14 protein-coding genes are annotated in these 18,795 nt (G+C 50.7%); 7 read left to right on the forward strand and 7 right to left on the reverse strand.

What is annotated here, in order from left to right:
- Window position 1 precedes the first annotated feature (1 nt).
- Entirely contained in the window at window positions 2-1,117 is a 1,116-nt protein-coding gene (locus HALTITAN_RS05790; RefSeq protein WP_039858312.1) for an ABC transporter permease, read from the forward strand.
- A 119-nt stretch (window positions 1,118-1,236) separates the two neighbouring features.
- Here HALTITAN_RS05790 and HALTITAN_RS05795 read toward each other — a convergent pair whose 3' ends face one another.
- The 6 genes from HALTITAN_RS05795 to HALTITAN_RS05825 all read right to left on the reverse strand — a co-directional run bounded on the left by HALTITAN_RS05795 (window position 1,237) and on the right by HALTITAN_RS05825 (window position 7,197).
- Window positions 1,237-1,551 carry a chaperone modulator CbpM gene (locus tag HALTITAN_RS05795; protein ID WP_039858314.1) on the reverse strand — a complete coding sequence of 105 codons (315 nt, stop codon included), beginning with the start codon at window positions 1,549-1,551 and terminating at the stop codon, window positions 1,237-1,239.
- A 3-nt stretch (window positions 1,552-1,554) separates the two neighbouring features.
- Window positions 1,555-2,487: a DnaJ C-terminal domain-containing protein gene (locus HALTITAN_RS05800; protein ID WP_039858316.1), complete on the reverse strand. Its 933-nt coding sequence runs from the start codon at window positions 2,485-2,487 to the stop codon at window positions 1,555-1,557.
- Between the two features lie 247 nt (window positions 2,488-2,734).
- The gene (ftsH, locus tag HALTITAN_RS05805) at window positions 2,735-4,582 is read right to left on the reverse strand and encodes an ATP-dependent zinc metalloprotease FtsH (protein WP_009286536.1); all 1,848 of its coding nucleotides are present in this window, start codon (window positions 4,580-4,582) and stop codon (window positions 2,735-2,737) included.
- 54 nt (window positions 4,583-4,636) lie between these two features.
- Window positions 4,637-4,963: a TraR/DksA family transcriptional regulator gene (locus HALTITAN_RS05810; RefSeq protein ID WP_027959244.1), complete on the reverse strand. Its 327-nt coding sequence runs from the start codon at window positions 4,961-4,963 to the stop codon at window positions 4,637-4,639.
- 179 nt (window positions 4,964-5,142) lie between these two features.
- Entirely contained in the window at window positions 5,143-5,601 is a 459-nt protein-coding gene (locus HALTITAN_RS05815; protein WP_009286537.1) for a hypothetical protein, read from the reverse strand.
- A 567-nt stretch (window positions 5,602-6,168) separates the two neighbouring features.
- Complete coding sequence (locus tag HALTITAN_RS05825; protein WP_039858317.1) at window positions 6,169-7,197, reverse strand: zinc-dependent alcohol dehydrogenase family protein; 1,029 nt, start codon at window positions 7,195-7,197, stop codon at window positions 6,169-6,171.
- Window positions 7,198-7,558: 361 nt separating this feature from the next.
- Here HALTITAN_RS05825 and HALTITAN_RS05830 point away from each other — a divergent pair, with 361 nt between their 5' ends.
- From HALTITAN_RS05830 to HALTITAN_RS05850, 5 genes are all read left to right on the forward strand, one after another.
- Window positions 7,559-8,059, forward strand: coding sequence for a hypothetical protein (locus HALTITAN_RS05830; RefSeq protein ID WP_039858552.1), 501 nt, complete (start codon window positions 7,559-7,561; stop codon window positions 8,057-8,059).
- A gap of 477 nt (window positions 8,060-8,536) precedes the next feature.
- Window positions 8,537-9,559 (forward strand): zinc-dependent alcohol dehydrogenase family protein, encoded by a 1,023-nt coding sequence (locus HALTITAN_RS05835; RefSeq protein ID WP_009286539.1) that lies wholly within the window; start codon window positions 8,537-8,539, stop codon window positions 9,557-9,559.
- Window positions 9,546-12,212: a bifunctional acetate--CoA ligase family protein/GNAT family N-acetyltransferase gene (locus HALTITAN_RS05840; RefSeq protein WP_039858318.1), complete on the forward strand. Its 2,667-nt coding sequence runs from the start codon at window positions 9,546-9,548 to the stop codon at window positions 12,210-12,212. The genes HALTITAN_RS05835 and HALTITAN_RS05840 overlap by 14 nt, the downstream gene beginning before the upstream one ends.
- A 45-nt stretch (window positions 12,213-12,257) precedes the next feature.
- Window positions 12,258-14,996 (forward strand): cation-transporting P-type ATPase, encoded by a 2,739-nt coding sequence (locus HALTITAN_RS05845; protein WP_039858322.1) that lies wholly within the window; start codon window positions 12,258-12,260, stop codon window positions 14,994-14,996.
- A gap of 16 nt (window positions 14,997-15,012) precedes the next feature.
- Window positions 15,013-15,663 (forward strand): DUF2238 domain-containing protein, encoded by a 651-nt coding sequence (locus HALTITAN_RS05850; RefSeq protein WP_009286541.1) that lies wholly within the window; start codon window positions 15,013-15,015, stop codon window positions 15,661-15,663.
- 409 nt (window positions 15,664-16,072) lie between these two features.
- On the opposite strand, the gene HALTITAN_RS05855 is transcribed toward HALTITAN_RS05850, so the two are convergent.
- Entirely contained in the window at window positions 16,073-17,800 is a 1,728-nt protein-coding gene (locus HALTITAN_RS05855; protein WP_085947147.1) for a PHA/PHB synthase family protein, read from the reverse strand.
- A 450-nt stretch (window positions 17,801-18,250) separates the two neighbouring features.
- Between HALTITAN_RS05855 and HALTITAN_RS05860 the strand changes: the two genes are divergently transcribed.
- The gene (locus HALTITAN_RS05860; RefSeq protein ID WP_009286542.1) at window positions 18,251-18,754 is read left to right on the forward strand and encodes an Hsp20/alpha crystallin family protein; all 504 of its coding nucleotides are present in this window, start codon (window positions 18,251-18,253) and stop codon (window positions 18,752-18,754) included.
- Window positions 18,755-18,795: the final 41 nt, after the last annotated feature.

An 18,795-nucleotide genomic window follows, 5' to 3' on the forward strand; every position in this document is an offset into this window, starting at 1 on the left:
CATGGCCAGGTTTGCCAATATTCTGCAACTGGGTATCAAGGAAATACGCAGCCTGTATCGCGACCCGGCTCTGATGTTACTGATCGTTTACTCGTTTACTTTGGGGATCTACCTGAGTGCCACTGGCGAGCCGGAGGCGCCGTTCCGGGCTAGCGTAGCCATCGTCGACGAGGATCGATCTCAGGCATCCTTGCGTATTGTTAATGCCTTTCAACTTCCCTATTTTTTGCCGCCCGAATTTATCGATATTGGCCAGATGGATCGCGGCATGGATGCGGGGCGTTATACCTTTACACTTAATATTCCTCCTAACTTTCAGCGTGATCTGCTGGCCGCTCGACAGCCGACCATTCAGTTGAATGTCGATGCTACCCAGATCAGCCAGGCATTCACGGGAGCTGGGCATATCCAGCGGATTATCAGTGATGAGGTGGCCGATTTCATCGGAGCATACCAGCAATCATCACCGGGCCGCATTGAGGCAGTGGTTCGTGCTGAATTCAACGCTAATCTCAACCGAACTTGGTTCGGCGCCATTAATGAAGCTATCAATCAAATCACCATGTTGTCGATTATCCTGACAGGAGCAGCGTTGATCCGTGAACGAGAGCACGGCACCATTGAGCATTTGTTGGTCATGCCGGTCACCTCGTTCGAGATCATGTTGGCCAAGGTCTGGTCGATGGGGTTGGTCGTGCTGCTGGCTTCGGTCTTCGCACTACGCATTATCGTCGAGGGTTGGCTGCAAGTACCTCTTCGCGGCTCGCAGATGCTCTATCTTTTCGGCGCCACGCTACTGCTGTTCGCGACCACATCGATGGGGATTTTTCTGGGTACGATGGCGCGCTCGATGCCGCAATTGGGGTTATTAATCATTCTGGTACTGATTCCCCTGCAGATTCTCTCGGGCGGGATGACACCGCGTGAAAGCATGCCAGATCTAGTGCAGCGCATTATGTTCGTCGCCCCGACCACTCACTTTGTCGAGCTTGCTCAGGCCATTCTCTTTCGTGGCGCCGGATTGGGAATTGTCTGGCCGCATTTGTTGGCGCTGGCCATCATTGGAAGCGTGTTCTTCTTTGGCGCCTTGGTAAGACTTAGAAAAGCACAAGAATGATTCAGCCAGCTACTTTCGGCGCGTTGTTTATGGCCGAACAAACCCTGGAGCAGGGGGGCAACGGCAACATAAATCAATGCAGCATTCATCAATCCCATAAGTGGTCATGGACTAGCGACTTAATGGAAGGGCAGTCCAGCCGCTCTGAGCCGTCCTTTTAGTCGCTCAATCTCCTCAAACAAGTCGGCGACCAGAGCGGCTAGCTCTGGGACAGCATCGAAATCGTACTCCATTTGGCGAAGGCGGCGAGCCCGAATAAGATCGTGGCTGGTGAATCGCCATTGAGAGACGTAGTGAGTGCCATCGCCGAGCATGCCGCTCTCGACCCGCTCTTTCACCCATTGCCTTTCTACGGCGCATGCATGCGCGAACTCTTCCAGTGTAAGGGTAGTTTCGTCGAGTATTTCACCATTGACTATGTTGTTTTCAACCATGATCTACCTCTTTTGACGCGGGTTGAATGGTATGTCACGCGCCATACTTTCATACAGTTGGCGTGCCTTATCGGTATTGGCCGGAGGTAATACCACGTTCAGGACGAAATAGAGATCACCAGGCTCAGAACTGGGAATGCCTCGGCCTTTCAATCGTAACTTTCTACCGCTTTGGGAACCTTTGGGCACTTTCAGTTGAACCTGTCCAGAAGGTGTGGGCATCGTGAGAGACGTACCGAGAGCTGCCTCCCAAGGTGCAACCAGCAGGGTTGCGAACACATCTTTCCCTTCCACGCGATAGTCGGGGTTTGGTGTAAAGTGTATTTCCAGATAAAGGTCGCCGGACTCGCCCCCACCTGTACCAGGGTGGCCCTGTCCCGCTAAGCGGATATGCTGACCTTCAGTGATACCCTTAGGAATGCGCACCTTGAGATTGTGCTGCTGCAGGTAGACATGTCCTTGTGGATCAGTCTGTGGCGCATGCAAAGTCACCGAGCGTGTTGCACCGTCATAGGTGTCGCGCAAGTCGATAAAAACTTTTGCATGACGATCCAATCCACGCACGCGGTGATGTGACCCGGTGCTTCGCCGACCAACGTGGCTAAATAGATCGGTGAAGAAGTCACTGAACTCACCAAGGTCGACATCTTCGTAATTTCTGCCCGAGAACTCGAAACCTGCATCCCAATCTGGCGGCGGCCGGAACTCCTGCCCAGCACGATAATGCTCTCCCAGTTGGTCGTAAGCCGCACGTTTCTCGGGATCGGTAAGCACCGCCTTAGCCTCATTGATTTCCTGCATACGCAGGGCAGCATCGGGCTCCTTGCTAATATCAGGATGATACTTGCGCGCCAGCTTGCGATAGGCCTTCTTGATGTCGGGGATGGCGGTAGCTCTATCGATCCCAAGTATTTGATAATAATCCTTGAACTCCACGAATCACTCCATACTTGTTCGGGGCTAAGGGGGGCGAGACATTCATTACGCAAATGTCCGTTGGCCGGCTAGATGCCTCTTTTGTTACTTTAAGAGCCTATAGTAAAAGGTTATTGTTATTTTAAAATGCCTCTCCTCGTCTTATCGTGACCATTATCAATAAATCCACACTTTGCTGTAATAGGTCAGACAAAGTAGTCATTATGTTTTTTAGTCGAGCCTATCGTACCTATGGGTCAAGAGTGCTTTATATTCGATCCGTCGCTGGCCTGTCAGCTATCTCTGCTACTTCCCCGATAGGCGGAAAATCTTGGACGGTCAGCGTCTCGCGCTCAAGCAGCATGGCGGCACCGGTCTCCAGTACCTTGCGACGGCGGGTCAGTATCTGGGTGGCACTATCAAAAGCGTCGTCGACCAGTCTGCGTATGGCAGTATCGATTTCACGGGCTGTTTCCTCGGAGTAGGTCTTGGGCTTTGCGAGCCCAAATTTGTCGCCTAGAAATGCTTGCCGGTCTTCCTCATAAATGACTTGTCCGCCTTCCTCACTCATTCCGAATCGGGTGACCATGCTACGGGCAATATCGGTCACCTTGGCCAGATCATCAGCCGCTCCAGTGGAGATTTCGTTGAAAATCATGCGTTCGGCGGCTCGGCCGCCCATCAGCGCTGCCATACGACTCTTTAGGTCGGCAACCGTTTGCAGGAAACGCTCCTCTGTTGGGCGCTGGAGTGTATAGCCCAAGGCGCCAACCCCACGTGGAATGATAGAGATTTTGTGTACGGGGTCCATTCCAGGCAACGAAGCGGCGACGAGAGCATGGCCCATTTCGTGATGCGCTACTACGCGTCGCTCATGTTCATTAAGCACACGGCTTTTCTTCTCCAGTCCGGCAACGATGCGTTCCACCGCGAGTGTAAAATCGCTTAGTGTCACCGCATCGGCATCACGGCGCGTGGCTAGCAGAGCCGCTTCATTGACCAAGTTGGCTAGATCAGCACCGGTAAATCCTGGGGTCAAGGCGGCTATCTGCTCGGCATCGACATCAGGCGCCAGCTTGTTGAGGTGTTTTAGATGTACATTGAGAATGGCAATGCGTCCCCGCCGCTCGGGGCGATCGACCAAAACCTGACGGTCGAAACGTCCTGCACGCAGCAGGGCGGGATCAAGGATCTCGGGTCGGTTAGTCGCGGCCAGAAGTACAATCCCGGATGATGTATCAAAGCCATCTAGCTCAGTTAGTAGCTGGTTGAGGGTCTGTTCCTTTTCGTCATGACCGCCACCGAGCATACCAAGCCCTCGGGCGCCGCCGAGTGCATCCAGCTCATCAATAAAAATGATACACGGCGTGGCTTTTGCAGCTTGCTCAAAGAGGTCTCTAACTCGGGCTGCCCCCACACCGACGAACATCTCTACGAACTCGGACCCTGAAATCGAAAAGAAGGGAACGCCAGCTTCGCCAGCCACGGCACGGGCCAGTAGCGTCTTGCCAGTGCCAGGAGGACCAACCAGAAGGATGCCCTTCGGCACGTGAGCCCCCAGGCGACCATAACGCTGTGGGTCGCGCAAAAAGGCCACTACTTCCTTGAGTTCATCCTTGGCTTCGTCAATGCCAGCCACGTCGGCGAAGGTCACCTTGGTTTCGGTCTCAACATAAACACGGGCTTTCGATTTGCCCAGTGTCATCATGCTGCCAAGGCCTCCCTGACTAGATACCATACGGCGCAGGAAAAATCCCCAGATAGCGAATACGAGCAGGAACGGCAAGAGCCAAGAAAGCATAGAGGTCAGCCATGACTCACTAGGCGCACCATTGAAAGTGACATCGTATTGGGCTAGGTCATTGGCCAAGGTCGGGTCGATGCGATAGGTGGTGAAGCCAGTAGTACCGTCGGAGAGTGGCGTATTGTAGGTGCCTTTGATCCGCTCTGAACTAACATCAAGCGTGTTGATGATGCCTTGCTCAAGATGATGTCGAAACTCGGAATAGGGAATCGGTTCGTAGGAACGCTCCTCCGCAATGAAGTCCTGAGCCAATAGGACAACAATATAGCCGAAAATAAAAAAGAGGATATATGCTTGGTAACGTTTGTCCATGCTAACCTCAATGCGGCTTACTAGAGGGCCTTATTGGAGGAGGTTTCGCCCTTGTTACAGATCGGCGCAGTTTTTGCAGCGGGTTGTGTAGGGCAAGGCCTTGAGACGATCTGGTGCGATGGGCTTGTCACATTCCTCGCATAAGTCTCCGACCTGGGCAGCGATGCGTGCCAAGGCGCGTTCGGCCTGGGCCAGTTCTAGCCTGACTTCTTCCTCCAGCCGCGCGACAACTTCGTCGTTTTGAACCTCTACCGCCTGATCATCAAGATCTTTATTCAGAGCGCCACTGCTTCGATGCTGGTGTTCTTCATAGTGATGGATGCGGGCTTTGAGCTCTAACCGTAGGTTGTCTAGCAAGGCCTTTCTATCTTGAGTAGACATGATGTACCCGTTAGTGTTGATTAGTAAGTTGCTCTATTGAGCGGTATATGGCATCTAATACACTTGGTACAGCTCGCGTTATGCTCAAACCTGTTTTAATCGGGCCGATGGCGGCGTTACACCACCACGGTTTTCTGAGTAAGGTCAAACAGCATGAGCGCTAGAACTTGTATCTATGACTAAAGATCTTCCAGCTTTTCCGCGTCTCGTATCATGCGCATGATTTCGTGTTGTTCTAAAGCGAGGAGGCCATTCAATAATTCCTCGGTGGACGAGACTTCAGCCCGTGTCGATAAATAGCGATAGAGATCAATAATACGATCATGTACTGCTAGCAAAGAGCGCAGGACATCGTCAGTGCCCATGTTGGCAAAGTCTAAATTACCCAGTGTTTCAAGCTTGAAAGGGTGCTTGTCAAAGTATTCTGCACACCACGTTTGGAGCGCGGCTTTCTCTGCATCTTGCTCGCTCAACGCTATGACCCGGCTAAGCTTTTGTTCATGTTGGGAAAGATAGTCAAGTAACATGCGCAGCTTTTCATGCTGGGTGTCCCTGGCGGCGCGCTTTAGTTTATCGGCCAGATTGGCATGCAACCGCCGGGTCAGTTCCAGTATGTCTTTGATGGTTTCAACCGTCATGCCTTTGTCCTATCTCAGGTTAGTCCTTTAGAAAAAGTCGCGCGATCCTTGCAGAATTTTTAGATTTCACACCAAATGCGCTCTCTTAGATCATCACTGAGCTTTGATACCTTATGCACGCGTTTTAACGTCGCTTCTGTCATATCACCAGTGATTTCGTGATAGCAGGACATCATAGATGATGGCGTTAGCAGACCCTCAAGACCCAGCATGCAGCTTGTCAGCTTACTGCAGGAAATCGCCACGGTTGAAAAGAAGTCTAGTTCGTGACGCGTTGCGTCATTCAGTGTCTCTAGCCAAATGCGCTGTAACTTGATCGCTGTGTTAGTGGATTCCATCCAAGGTTGAGACCACAAAACGAGCAAGTTGTCTGCCACGGGTGCTTTCAGAGGGTTTTTTTGATGACCTGAAGTTATCATGTTCTTGTCCTCGTTGAAGTGTTTTTGTTTTGTAGCCAGGCGAAAATTGCATTTATTTTGATTCGTTTTGTATTTTCATTAATAATCAATTAGTTCGATGTACTTAACGTCCTGATTTTTATTTTATTTAGGTCGGTGAGTTATCTTATTAGGCTGACAGCAACACTTTAATTGCATTTTCTGAAGAAGCACGCGAAAAAATATCATAGGCTTCCTCGATCTCTTTCAAGGCGAACCGATGGGTGATTAGGCTCTTCGCTTCAATGCCACCTGCCTCCAGGAAACGCATCAATACTGGAATGGTATTGGTGTTCACCAGCCCAGTGCGCACGGTAACGTTTTTGATCCATAAGTCCTCGATTCGAAATTCAACGCTGCGGCCATGCACCCCGATATTGGCAAGGCGACCACCGGGACGCAATATGCGCTGGCAGGTATCAAACGACTCGGGAATTCCTACGGCTTCCATCGCTACATCGACGCCTTCACTATCCGTGAGCTTCATTATTGTTTCGACCGGGTCAGCACTGACGGTATCGGTAGCTCCTAACTGACGTGCCACGGCTAGACGGTTTTCGTCGGGATCTACCATGATAATACGTGCGGGTGAGTAGAAACGGGAGGTGAGTAGGGCCGCCAAGCCGATCGGCCCGGCACCGACGATGGCCACGGTATCGCCGAGTTTAACTCCGCCATTGAGTGCGCCAATTTCATGACCGGTTGGCAGGATATCGCTCAGCATAAGTGCGGCGGCAGGATCGAGCCCCGGCGGCAAGTGGTAGAGACTGTTGTCGGCATGCGGGATGCGTACGAATTCTGCCTGGGTGCCATCAATTTTATGCCCCAGAATCCAGCCTCCATCGCGGCAATGCGCATACATTCCTTGCTTACAGTAGTCGCAATGTCCGCAAGAGGTGATGCAGGAGATAAGTACTTGATCTCCTGGCTTGAGGCTACTCACGCTATCACCTACTTTTTCTATGATACCGATTCCTTCGTGGCCCAGAGTGCGACCAGCTTCGACTGTAGGAACATCTCCTTTAAGGATGTGCAGGTCAGTCCCGCAAATGGTGGTTTGCGTTATCCTTACAAGAGCATCGGTGGGAGTCTCGATTATAGGCCGGGGCTTCTCTTTCCACTTCCGTTTCCCTACTCCTTCATAAACAAGTGCTTTCATCGTTTATTCCTCCTATGCAGACAATTGCTAGGGATCTCGCAATAGCTTTCAAAGAGTATAGATAATATAGGTGCACAAAAACTTGACCGTTGTCAGCTTTATAGCTTTGTTTTTTTATGCGTGTATGGTTGTTATAAAACCGGCAGCTTAAATAGCTAAGACTTGATTAGCACTACAAGGGTGAAGTTTGAGTTATTGGCTAATGGTAATGGTGGATGTTCTTTTGAGGAGTATTAATTTCTTAATGCCGTGATGAAAAATTGACAGAGATCATAGAAAATGAGCTTTCTCTCACACTAGGATGCCTCCTGAAAAACAGCCTAATGTTGGGCTATTTCTACATGGTGAGAGGGCTTTATTGATGGATAACTTGACAGCACTTAATTTTCTGCCGCAAGACCAGCTGAACTTAGCATATTTGCACGAAGTACGTGAGTTAAATCGCTACCGAGGCTTGGCATTGAGTTTTCTACCCTTTGATCCACCCATTAGTCGTTTGATGGATGCGATTGGTATGGAGTGTGTGCACAGACTTTGTAGTTTGCAGGAAGTGGCTAGCCAAATGGATCTTGGTGCTTGCGTGAGTGCTAATCAGCAAAAGGAACCTCCATTTTTCAATAAAGTTAGTAAGCACTTCTTCGTTGTGGATGAAAATATGGGGCATCACCTGCTAGTGAATGCCGAAAAAGCCGCTGAAGCGACGAGTGCTTTCTTTGGTTGGATGCTGGAAACGAATGCTACACCTGAATTGCACCAGCCTTTATTCGACTTTGTGACACAGAAAACGAAAGAGTGTTTTGTGCTTCGGGAGTGCCAAGAACAGTGGAGAGTAGGCTCTTCTGAGCTAAATCTTGCGATGTGATTAAAACGCCGCTTTCACGCATGGTATATTCATGCATTAGAGCATATGTGGCCACGTAAAAGCGGCATACCTCCCAAAACAGCTCGTTTGTTAAGACGCTATGAAAGATGTCTCACTATCGGCTGGTATTTTTGATTCAGGAGCGTTTTAAAATCTGCGCCTTTAATATCAAGGCTGTATTTAATAGGTATTTTTATTTGAGCGATAAGGTGTTGTTTTACTTCCTTATGTTGAGTGGACTGCTATGAAAAAGCGGGCGCTGTCGAGGCAGTTTGATTGCGCTAGATCAATATTATTATGAATAAGTGATTTTATTTGCTTGATGAGCTTTTCTTCACGGGACTTTACGCTATAACTATCCATAGATTTCTAGTAGTGACTATGAGCAAAGGAGTGGTTTGTACACAAAAGCAGCATACGAAACCAGCTAAGAAAAAGGTAACGAAAATTGGTGTTTACGGTGCTTAGGGACGTCGCATGAAGGTCATGGTGCTTGAGCAACAGGGTGGATCGTTGCAATGTCAGGAAAGGCCCATTCCTACGCCGGGAAAGGGGCAGGTACTGCTGAAAGTTGAAGCGTGCGCCGTGTGTCGCACCGACCTGCATCTGCTTGACGGAGAGCTGCCGGACATCCGTTATCCGATTGTTCCTGGGCACGAAATTATTGGTCGTGTTGTTAAGTGCGGCCCTGGTGTAGTGCTAGAGAAGGGAGTACGCCTGGGCGTTCCTTGGCTAGGGTATAGCTGCGGTAAATGCCGCTACTGTTTGCACGGGAAGGAGAACCTTTGTGATCAGGCGCGTTTTACCGGGTACCAGATAGATGGTGGCTTTGCTGAATATACCTTAGCGGATCATCGCTTCTGCTTTTCTATCAGTTCCCACTATAGCGCTGCTGAAGCAGCCCCACTGATGTGTGCTGGCCTGATTGGCTATCGTTCTCTGGTTATGTGTGGCAATGACCTGCAGCGTCTCGGTATTTATGGCTTTGGCGCGGCGGCACATATTGTGGCCCAGGTCGCAAAATGGCAGGGCATGGAAGTGTACGCCTTTACTCGCCCAGGGGATGAAGTGTCTCAACGATTTGCGCAGTACCTGGGGGCGACATGGGTAGGTAGCTCTGAACAGTTGCCGGAAGCGCCACTGGATGCCGCTATCATTTTCGCACCTGTGGGAGAGCTGATACCCCTTGCACTTCGTGCCGTGCGCAAAGGGGGAGTCGTTGTCTGTGGCGGTATACATATGAGTGACATTCCCTCTTTTCCGTATGCGCTGCTTTGGGGAGAGCGGCAGTTGCGCTCGGTAGCCAATCTGACTCGCCAGGACGGTAGGGCGTTTTTATCACTGGCCTCTGAGGCGATGATCCAGACCAGGACAGTTTGCTACCCGCTCCACGCCGCTAATGACGCACTGAAGGATCTCAGGGAAGGCAAGCTGACCGGAGCTGCCGTGTTGGTGATGGGGCCATCCCTGGCATCGGAGATGTTAGATGTCGATTCGTAATTTGGATGCCCTGTTTTCACCTAGTACGATCGCTTTGATTGGCGCCAGTAACCGCCCCGGTTCTGTGGGGGCGGTACTGGCACGCAATCTTTTTGATGCTGGTTTTGCCGGGCCTGTCCTAACGGTCAATCTACGGGAGAGAGCGATCCGCTCGACCCTCAACTACCACACCGTGAGTGAGCTGCCGCTGGTTCCCGACTTGGCCATTATTGCAACGCCGCCAGATACGGTTCCTGGTCTTATACGCGAACTCGGCGAACGTGGATGTCGGGCTGTCGTGGTCATTACAGCTGGCTTCGGCGAAGGCGATTATGCCGATGGAAAAGTACTCAAACAGACGATGCTTGACGCGGCCAAGCCTTACTTGATGCGCATTGTTGGCCCTAACTGTCTGGGCATTTTAGCCCCCCATCGGGGGATCAACGCCAGCTTTGCGCATATCATGCCCCAAAAAGGCGATGTGGCCTTTGTGACGCAGTCTGGCGCGGTGGCGACCTCTATCCTCGATTGGGCGGCAGCACGGGGAATCGGCTTTTCGCATGTAGTGTCTCTGGGTTCGATGAGCGATGTCGATTTCGGCGATATGCTCGACTACTTAGCCCTTGACCCTAAGACGCATTCCATCCTGCTGTATGTCGAAGCCATTACTGAGGCACGCAAATTTCTCTCGGCGGCCCGAATGGCTTCTCGTACCAAGCCTGTAGTGGTGGTTAAGGCAGGGCGTAGCGATGCGGGGGCCAAGGCTGCATTGTCGCATACCGGAGCGCTGGCAGGTGCTGATGCCGTTTACGATGCAGCGTTTCGGCGTGCTGGGATGCTGCGCGTCAAAACACTCGATGAACTATTTCAAGCGGCAGGTACGTTGGCCACAGGGGCTCGCGTGAAAGGCGACCGGCTAGCCATTCTCACCAACGGTGGCGGCGTTGGTGTGCTTGCAGTCGATGAGTTGGCTGACATGCATGGCCGTCTTGCCGAGCTTTCCGAAGACGCGTTAGCGCGTCTGAATCATCTTCTGCCACCTGCATGGTCCCATGCCAATCCGGTCGATATTCTCGGTGATGCGCCAGGGGCACTTTACGCCGGCGCACTCGAAACTTTGATGAATGAGAAGGAAGCGGATGCGATTCTGGTCATGAATTGCCCGACAGCGGTCGCCGATAGCTTGGACGCTGCCCAGGCAGTGGTGGATACTCTGGGCTCACAGCGGACAGCCGTCCTCACTTGTTGGCTGGGTGAAGGTGCACCGGCTAAAGCTCGCCATTTGTTTGCGGCACACAACATTCCAAGTTACGAAACACCCGAGCAGGCCATTCGGGCCTTCGGACATCTGTTTAGTTACTGGCGAAACCAGCAAACATTAAGGGAAACGCCGCCGCCTCTTTTTAACAACAGTACTATCGATAAGAGTAGTGCGGATGCTGTGATTGACCGCGTACTGGAAGATGGGCGGAGTGTTCTAACGGAGCCAGAGGCGGTGGCCGTGCTATCAGCTTATGGCATTCCAACCGTCTCTGCTATCACGGTGCATACCCCGGAAGAGGCGAGTGAGGCAGCAAAACGGATTGGCTTTCCGGTGGTATTGAAAATCCTGTCGCGAGACATTTCGCATAAGTCGGATAGTGGCGGCGTGCAATTGAATCTTGCCTCGCCTGGTGCGGTGAAGCAGGCTGCTGAAGACATACTTGTGTCTATTCGCCAAGTAATGTCTGAGGCGCGATTAGATGGATTTAGTGTACAGCCGATGATTCGTCGTCCTGGCGCACATGAGCTGATCTTAGGTATCGCTGAAGATAGCATTTTTGGTCCAATCATACTGTTTGGCCAGGGAGGAACGGCCGTTGAACTGATAGGTGATCGTGTGATTGGCCTCCCGCCTCTCAACCCGCTGTTAGCGCAGGAAATGATCCAGGCGACACGTATCTCAAAGTTGCTACGTGGCTATCGTGATCGGCCTGCGGCTGATCTTGAGGCGGTTACGCTCACTCTTATCAAATTGTCACAGTTGGTCATTGATTTGGAGCGCGTGGTCGAACTGGATATTAACCCGTTGCTGGCCGATACCTCTGGGGTGCTTGCCCTAGATGCACGTATTGTGGTCAGGGCCGAGCGTGATCAGCGGCGCCCGCTGGCTATTCGTCCCTACCCACAGCAGCTTGAGCAAACGATAGAAACACGCAGTGGTCAGCGCTACAGCCTGCGACCTATTCGCCCCGAAGATGAGAGTGCATTGGTCGATATGCTGCGTCACTCTTCCCCTGATGATGTGAGGCTGCGCTTCTTTGCTGCCATTCGAGGGTTTGATCACGCCTTTGCTGCTCGCCTGACTCAAATCGATTATGACCGGGAAATGGCCTTTATAGCGATGCCATTTGGCAAGCAGGATATCGCGGGAGTGGTTCGTTTATCTTCGGATCCCGACAATGAAAAAGCGGAGTTTGCGATCATGGTGCGTAGTGATATGAAGGGGATCGGGCTTGGCTATCGGCTTATGCAGCAGATGATTGATTATGCTCGTGCTGCCGGCATTCAGCAGGTGTTTGCCGATGTCCTGAGAGAGAACCATGCCATGCGGGACATGGCCAAAGAATTTGGTTTTATAGTTCAGCCCGGCCGCGATGAAGTCGATACCGTGACGGTGGCGCTCAAGCTGTAACGGTGATTGCTTATTCCTTTTGAGTACGTCTGCCAGGGAGACAGGATGGAGACGCCGACTGTTAAACGAGATACTGTTTCTCCATTGGTTTCACCGCCCAGCGATGCCCATACCAAGCGAAGCGAGGATGTTCTTGCGGCGCTAGGAACCTCAACCGCCGGGCTTGCAGTGGGTGACGCGAAGCAGCGCCTCGTTATTTTTGGAAGTAATCGGTTGCCAAAGGTGGCCGGTCGACATCCATTGTTTCGTCTTCTTGCCCAGTTTCATAACGCATTGATCTATTTTCTGTTGGCGGCAGCGCTTGCCGCTTCGCTGCTAGGGCATTTCGTTGACTCTGCGGTTATTGCTGCGGTGGTTTTGGTCAATGCCCTGGTTGGATTTATTCAGGAAGGTAAGGCCGAAAAGGCGCTGAGCGCGATCCACAATCTTATCGCTCCCCACGCCTATCTGGTAAGAGAGGGAAGGCGAGTCAAGGTACCCGTGGAAGAGATTGTACTTGGAGATATCGTGTCACTTGAGCCAGGGGATCGGGTACCTGCTGATCTGCGGCTTATTCGTACGAGTGCTTTGCGTATCGAAGAGGCCATTCTGACGGGCGAGTCGGTGGCGGCAGAAAAGCGGGAAACACCAGCGCCCAAGGACGCTGCATTAGGTGACCGGCACTCAATGGCCTATTCCGGGACGCTGGTGGCTACAGGGCAGGCGATGGGTGTCGTTGTGGCAACGGGCGGCGCTACGGAAATCGGGCGCATCAGTGCTTTGCTGCGTGAAGTACAACCATTGACCACACCGCTGCTGCGCCAGATTAACCATTTTGGGGTGTGGTTTACCTGGATCACACTGGCGGTGGCGGTCTTACTATTTGCCTTTGCGGTATTGGTACGTGGCTATGCTTGGCCGGACGCGCTGATAGCTGTCGTTGCCCTGGCAGTGGGGGCTATTCCTGAAGGCTTGCCAGCGGTCATCACCATTACATTGGCTATCGGCGTACAGCGCATGGCGCGTCGTCATGCAGCGATCCGGCAGCTACCGGCGGTGGAAACACTAGGCGCTACTTCGGTCATCTGTTCAGACAAGACCGGCACCCTGACGCGTAACGAGATGACGGTGCGACGGCTGGAAGTCCCTCATGGTCGGTACACGGTGACAGGCTCGGGTTATGTGCCGGAAGGGCGGCTGGAAGCTGCTTCTACAGATGACGCTGCTGCGGATAAACAGCGGCTAGAGAGTGGTTGTTTAGTGCTATCGGGAGTGCTGTGCAACGATGCCCAGTTGAACCAGGAAAATGGTGCCTGGCATGTGATGGGCGATCCGATGGAAGGTGCGCTGGTGGCGTTGGCCATTAAAGCTGGTTTGGAGCCGGAGCTAACCCGCCATGAATGGCCGCGAATTGATGAGATCCCCTTTGATGCTAATCATCGCTTTATGGCCACCCTTCATCGCCATTCATCAGGCGATGGTCGGATTTTTGTCAAGGGCGCCCCCGATGAACTAATGCAGCGATGTGTCGCCCAGATAGATGGTGAAGGGACGGCATCGCTAGATCAAGACGCCTGGGGCGCCAAGGTCGCGAACGCAGCCTCTCAGGGAGAAAGAGTGCTCGGCTTTGCCGTTAAAGCAGTAGCTCCAGGTGCTGATAAGCTAGCTTTTTCCGACCTGGATGGGCTCGTCTTCATTGGCCTGATAGGGTTTATCGACCCTCCGCGCGAGGAGGCGGTGGCCGCCATTAAAGAATGCCATTCCGCGGGTATTGCGGTGAAAATGATTACCGGTGATCACGCTGAGACAGCAGCGGCGATTGCGCGGCAGCTAGGATTTGGAGAAGATCCACACGTCTTGACTGGGCGTGAACTTGATGGCATTTCAGACGCTGACCTTCCTGCTATCGTGAACGAAACCAGTGTTTTTGCTCGCACCAACCCTGAACACAAACTGCGTATCGTTCGTGCCCTGCAGTCGACGGGGGCAATCGTGGCCATGACCGGCGATGGCGTCAATGATGCGCCGTCGTTGAAGCAGGCAAATGTCGGCGTTGGGATGGGGCATAAAGGCACTGATGCGGCGAAAGAGGCCTCTCAAATGGTCTTGCTGGATGATAACTTCGCCTCTATCGTCGCTGCGGTGAACGAAGGTCGAGTTGTCTATGACAATATCCGCAAAGTAACCGCGTGGACACTACCCACTAATGGCGGTGAGGTATTGGCGGTCATTGCCGCTATCCTGTTTAACTTCTCCATGCCGATGTCTGCGGTGCAAATTTTGTGGATTAATCTTGTTACAGCGGGCACCCTTGGCCTAGCTCTAGCGTTCGAACCGGCAGAACCCAATGTCATGCAGCGCCGTCCCAGGCCTGCTAATCAAGGGTTGCTGACACCTTTTCTGATCTGGCGGGTAGCGCTTGTTTCGTTCCTTTTTCTAGCAGCGGTGCTGGGCGTATTTTTTTACTCACTGGGGCGTGGGGATGAGCTGCCGATGGCTCGCACCTTGGTGGTCAATTTGATCGTCGTATTGGAAATTTTCTATCTATTTAATGTGCGCTATCTACACTACACCTCATTTAGTTGGCAGGGGTTACTGGGCACCCCCGCTGTGCTGTCTGCTGTCGCTGTGGTGATAGTTGCTCAGGCGATGTTTACCTACTGGCCTGCTATGCAAGCCCTTTTCGATACTCAGCCGTTAACATTTTTGGATGGCGTATTGGTCATCAGCATCGGCATGGTGATGATGACTATATTGGAACTCGAGAAAATTGTGATGCGCCGAACAGGCTGGCTAAATCAATAAACAGAGGTAGGGGAGTGTGTCTAGGATTAAGCAAGTACGTGCTCGTCTGCTAACGCTTGATCCGTTTCCTGCATGGCTGTTTGTTGGATTTGTGCTGTTCTGGATATGGTTGGCCATAGCGCCTTATTACCGTTCAGATTGGCTACTTGAAAATATTCTGGTGTTTGCCGCGGTGCCCGTATTGGGTTGGTTGTGGTATCAGGGTGGTGTCTCACGTCTGGCATGGTTAAGCATTTTTCTATTTTTGATATTTCATGAAGTTGGTGCTCATTATACCTATTCTGAAGTGCCCTATGACCGTTGGTTGAGAACCCTGCTTGGGTTTTCTCTGGACCAACGGTTTAGCTTTGAGCGTAATCAGTACGACCGCTGGGTACATTTCCTTTATGGACTGCTACTTTTTCCACTGATGGAAGATCTTGTGAAAAGACGCCTACTACCGGTGATGCTGATTTTATCCCATTCGGCGTTTTATGAGATTGCTGAGTGGCTGGCGGTTGTACTCTTCCCAGGGGAATTGGGGGAATCATACCTAGGTGCCCAGGGAGATATTTGGGATGCACAGAAGGACATGGTTTTGGCACTTTTAGGAGCGTCCATAGCAAGCCTACTGAGTGTGACAGCACACTATTTCGTGACACCAATTAACTCAAATTCAAATAAATAAGCAGAGTGGTGAGTATGTGGAATTTTCTTCATAGATATCAATTGCATCATTGAAAGAAGAGGTAATGCGATGCGCGCTCATGTTTTTATTTCAGCAATAGCAGCCAACTTTGTAGGGTTAAGAAGGCGGCAGTACTCATGCCCATGAGCTGATAATATGCCTTGCTGTTGAAAACCGCTGATGAGTCGGCTGAGCGTTTCAATATTGCGAATGTAAGCTATATTAAAATCTTGCAAGCAGTGGTATGTATTTTACAGTGCCTCATTGGGATGTGGCGCAGTAAATATACAGGGATTTATAGGTAGTGAGAGATAGGGCGTGTAACGTTGAATATCGTTTAGCTCTGTGAGGCAGCCAGGATAAAAGAAACAAAGTGACTAGCACCTTAATAGAACTAGCCATACAGGCGTTACGCCTTTCTAACATAGCTACCAGGGGCGTCTTCGAGCGGTGGGTAAGTTTGTGAACCAACATCGGGCGCCTTAATAAGAGAGCCAGACCTGGTTGCCAGCCATGATTGCCATGCAGCCCACCATGAACCTGGCTTAATTGCTGTGCGTTTCAGCCAAGTGTCTGGATCAATATAAGAGTCACCTTCAAAGGCGGTGGCTACCCGATAATGCCGATGCGATTGTTCAGGGGGGCTAATAATACCCGCGTTGTGACCTCCACTAGTGAGTAAAAAAGTAATCTCCGGCGCATCCGCAATTAGATGCAACCTGTAGGTTGATCGCCATGGTGCGACATGATCCCACTCAGTGCCAACACAGAAGATAGGTATCTGAATATCACTAAGTGCTATCGGACGGCCATCTACCCGAAGACGTCCTTCGGCTAAATCATTATTTAAAAACAGGTTACGCAAGTATTCAGAGTGCATGCGGTAAGGCATACGCGTTGCATCCGCGTTCCAGGCGAGAAGATCGTTAATGGGTTGCCTTGTGCCTAGCAAATACTCGTTCACGACCCGAGACCAGATTAAATCGTTGGAGCGCAGTATCTGGAATACCCCTGACATTTGCTTAGTATCGAGAATGCCCTGAGCCCACATTAAATCTTCAAGGAAGGCGAGCTGCTTTTCGTCAATAAATAGCATCAATTCGCCAGCTTCTCGAAAATCTGTTTGCGCGGCAAAGAGTGTCATTGAAGCTAAGCGATTGTCGCTATTTCTCGCCATCGCAGAGGCGGTAATGGCCAACAGTGTTCCTCCAAGGCAGTAGCCTACCGCATGTATCTTCTGGCTAGGAAATAGATGTTCGATAATATCGAGGCTAGCCATAATGCCTTGTTGCCGATAGTCATCCATCCCAATATCGCAATCCTCAGACGTTGGGTTGCGCCATGAGATCATAAAAACGGTGTGGCCATGGTCGACCAGATACCTGACAAGCGAGTTATGCGGTGACAGATCTAGGATGTAATACTTCATGATCCAGGCAGGCACAATGAGCATAGGAGCCGCGTGCACCTCTTCAGTAGTAGGCGTGTACTGGATCAATTCGACTAGATGGTTGCGATAGATAACCTTACCCGGCGTAATTGCTACATTTTTTCCAACGACGTACTTTTCAGTACCCGCTGACCTTTTGCCAAGATAGTGGTTTTGGATATCTTCACAGTAATGCTGCAGGCCTTGGATTAGATTACCTCCGGCGCTTTCAAAGGTCTTTTTGAGCACAGTGGGATTAGTCAGTAAAAAATTGGAGGGCGAGAACACATCAAGCCACTGGCGGGCACCGAATTCTACTGCCTGTTCGTGATGCGGAGATAAACCGCGTGGTCCGGTGGTAGCGTTATGCCACCACTGCTGTTGAAGAAGAAAGCCTTGATAAAGCAGGTTATAGGGAAAATAACGCCAAGCAGGATCACGAAAACGACGATCCTGTGGCAAAGGGGCAATACAAGGCTTGGCATCGGGATCTAGAGCCGAATGGCTGGCCCAAATCAGTAAGCGTAGATGTTTCTTCGTTGCTTTTTGTAGTAGATGAGCCTGAGTCCCTGGAGAAAGCTGGAGGCTGGATAGCCAGTCCAAGTAAGACAGCATCGCCGATGCAGGAGAAATACCGAGCGTTAGCCTGGCCAATGATGCACGTACCAACCTATCGATATTTTGGTGTTGAGCTTCGTCGTAAATCATCAAAATCAATCCTCGTGAGGTAGATAGGCTGCTCAAGAGAGTGAGTACAAGATTTAGTGCTTCACTCTTATCTACCACTTGCTTAGCGTCTTGGCATCGTGTTTGATACTAGCTGTTCTTTTCTAGATTATAAGCTACTTGGGTTTCAATAGGGCTAGTTTAACGCCATATAAAACTCATCATGCTGTCCTGCTAAGTTTTTGATTTTTAATAAGTCTGTTGTACCCCCCTTTAAGAATAGAATTTTGAATGGCTGGAAAGGAAGATAAATTGCTCTAGATCAATTTTTAATCATTTTAATACCTTTTTGTTACGTTGATTAGCTTTTAAAAAATCTTGTTTGCGCTATAAATATTCAAGTAACACCTGATGTTTTTTTGGTGCCTAAGATTAATACGTAATGGGTGAAGGTGCTATCCAAAGCAGATGAAAGCATAGAGGAGAAATATCATGGAGAAGACTGCTACAAAACCTGTTATTGCGGGTCAGGAGTCCAGCGCATTGCCAACCAATCGGTCGCTGAATCCGCTTGAGGAGTTCGACCGCTTAATGGAGGGGTTCTTTGAACGTAGTTGGTTAAAACCTTTCTTTAGAGATGACTTAGTCAAGGAAAGGCTCGGATTTTTTGCTCAAAGCAACCCTAAAGTCGACATTATTGACCGAGAAAAGGAACTCGTCGTTCGTGCTGAGATGCCAGGTGTTGATCGCAAGGAGATAGATATCGAGATCACCGACCATGCTGTGATGTTAAAAGGTCGGCGCTCTGGTGAAACCGAGGAAAAGAAAGATGAATATTACCATTCAGAAATATGGCAAGGCACTTTTTCTCGTACGATTGCATTGCCTGTCGATGTAGAAACACAGCATGCGGAGGCCAAATTTAAGGATGGTATCTTGACAATCACCATGCCCAAATCCAAGCAGGCATTACGGCGAAAGCTTGAGGTTAAGTAAGTCAAAAATAGTCTGGTTGACGGAAAGTTATAACTGCATAA

Source organism: Vreelandella titanicae BH1 (genome assembly GCF_000336575.1).
GTDB classification, from domain to species: domain Bacteria; phylum Pseudomonadota; class Gammaproteobacteria; order Pseudomonadales; family Halomonadaceae; genus Vreelandella; species Vreelandella titanicae.

Coding starts and splice junctions, on each gene's coding strand:
- HALTITAN_RS05790 (WP_039858312.1), top strand. CDS start 2: ATGGCCAGGTTTGCCAATATTCTGCAACTGGGTATCAAGGAAATACGC.
- HALTITAN_RS05795 (WP_039858314.1), bottom strand. CDS start 1,551: ATGGTTGAAAACAACATAGTCAATGGTGAAATACTCGACGAAACTACC.
- ftsH (WP_009286536.1), bottom strand. CDS start 4,582: ATGGACAAACGTTACCAAGCATATATCCTCTTTTTTATTTTCGGCTAT.
- HALTITAN_RS05810 (WP_027959244.1), bottom strand. CDS start 4,963: ATGTCTACTCAAGATAGAAAGGCCTTGCTAGACAACCTACGGTTAGAG.
- HALTITAN_RS05815 (WP_009286537.1), bottom strand. CDS start 5,601: ATGACGGTTGAAACCATCAAAGACATACTGGAACTGACCCGGCGGTTG.
- HALTITAN_RS05825 (WP_039858317.1), bottom strand. CDS start 7,197: ATGAAAGCACTTGTTTATGAAGGAGTAGGGAAACGGAAGTGGAAAGAG.
- HALTITAN_RS05830 (WP_039858552.1), top strand. CDS start 7,559: ATGGATAACTTGACAGCACTTAATTTTCTGCCGCAAGACCAGCTGAAC.
- HALTITAN_RS05835 (WP_009286539.1), top strand. CDS start 8,537: ATGAAGGTCATGGTGCTTGAGCAACAGGGTGGATCGTTGCAATGTCAG.
- HALTITAN_RS05840 (WP_039858318.1), top strand. CDS start 9,546: ATGTCGATTCGTAATTTGGATGCCCTGTTTTCACCTAGTACGATCGCT.
- HALTITAN_RS05845 (WP_039858322.1), top strand. CDS start 12,258: ATGGAGACGCCGACTGTTAAACGAGATACTGTTTCTCCATTGGTTTCA.
- HALTITAN_RS05855 (WP_085947147.1), bottom strand. CDS start 17,800: ATGATTTACGACGAAGCTCAACACCAAAATATCGATAGGTTGGTACGT.
- HALTITAN_RS05860 (WP_009286542.1), top strand. CDS start 18,251: ATGGAGAAGACTGCTACAAAACCTGTTATTGCGGGTCAGGAGTCCAGC.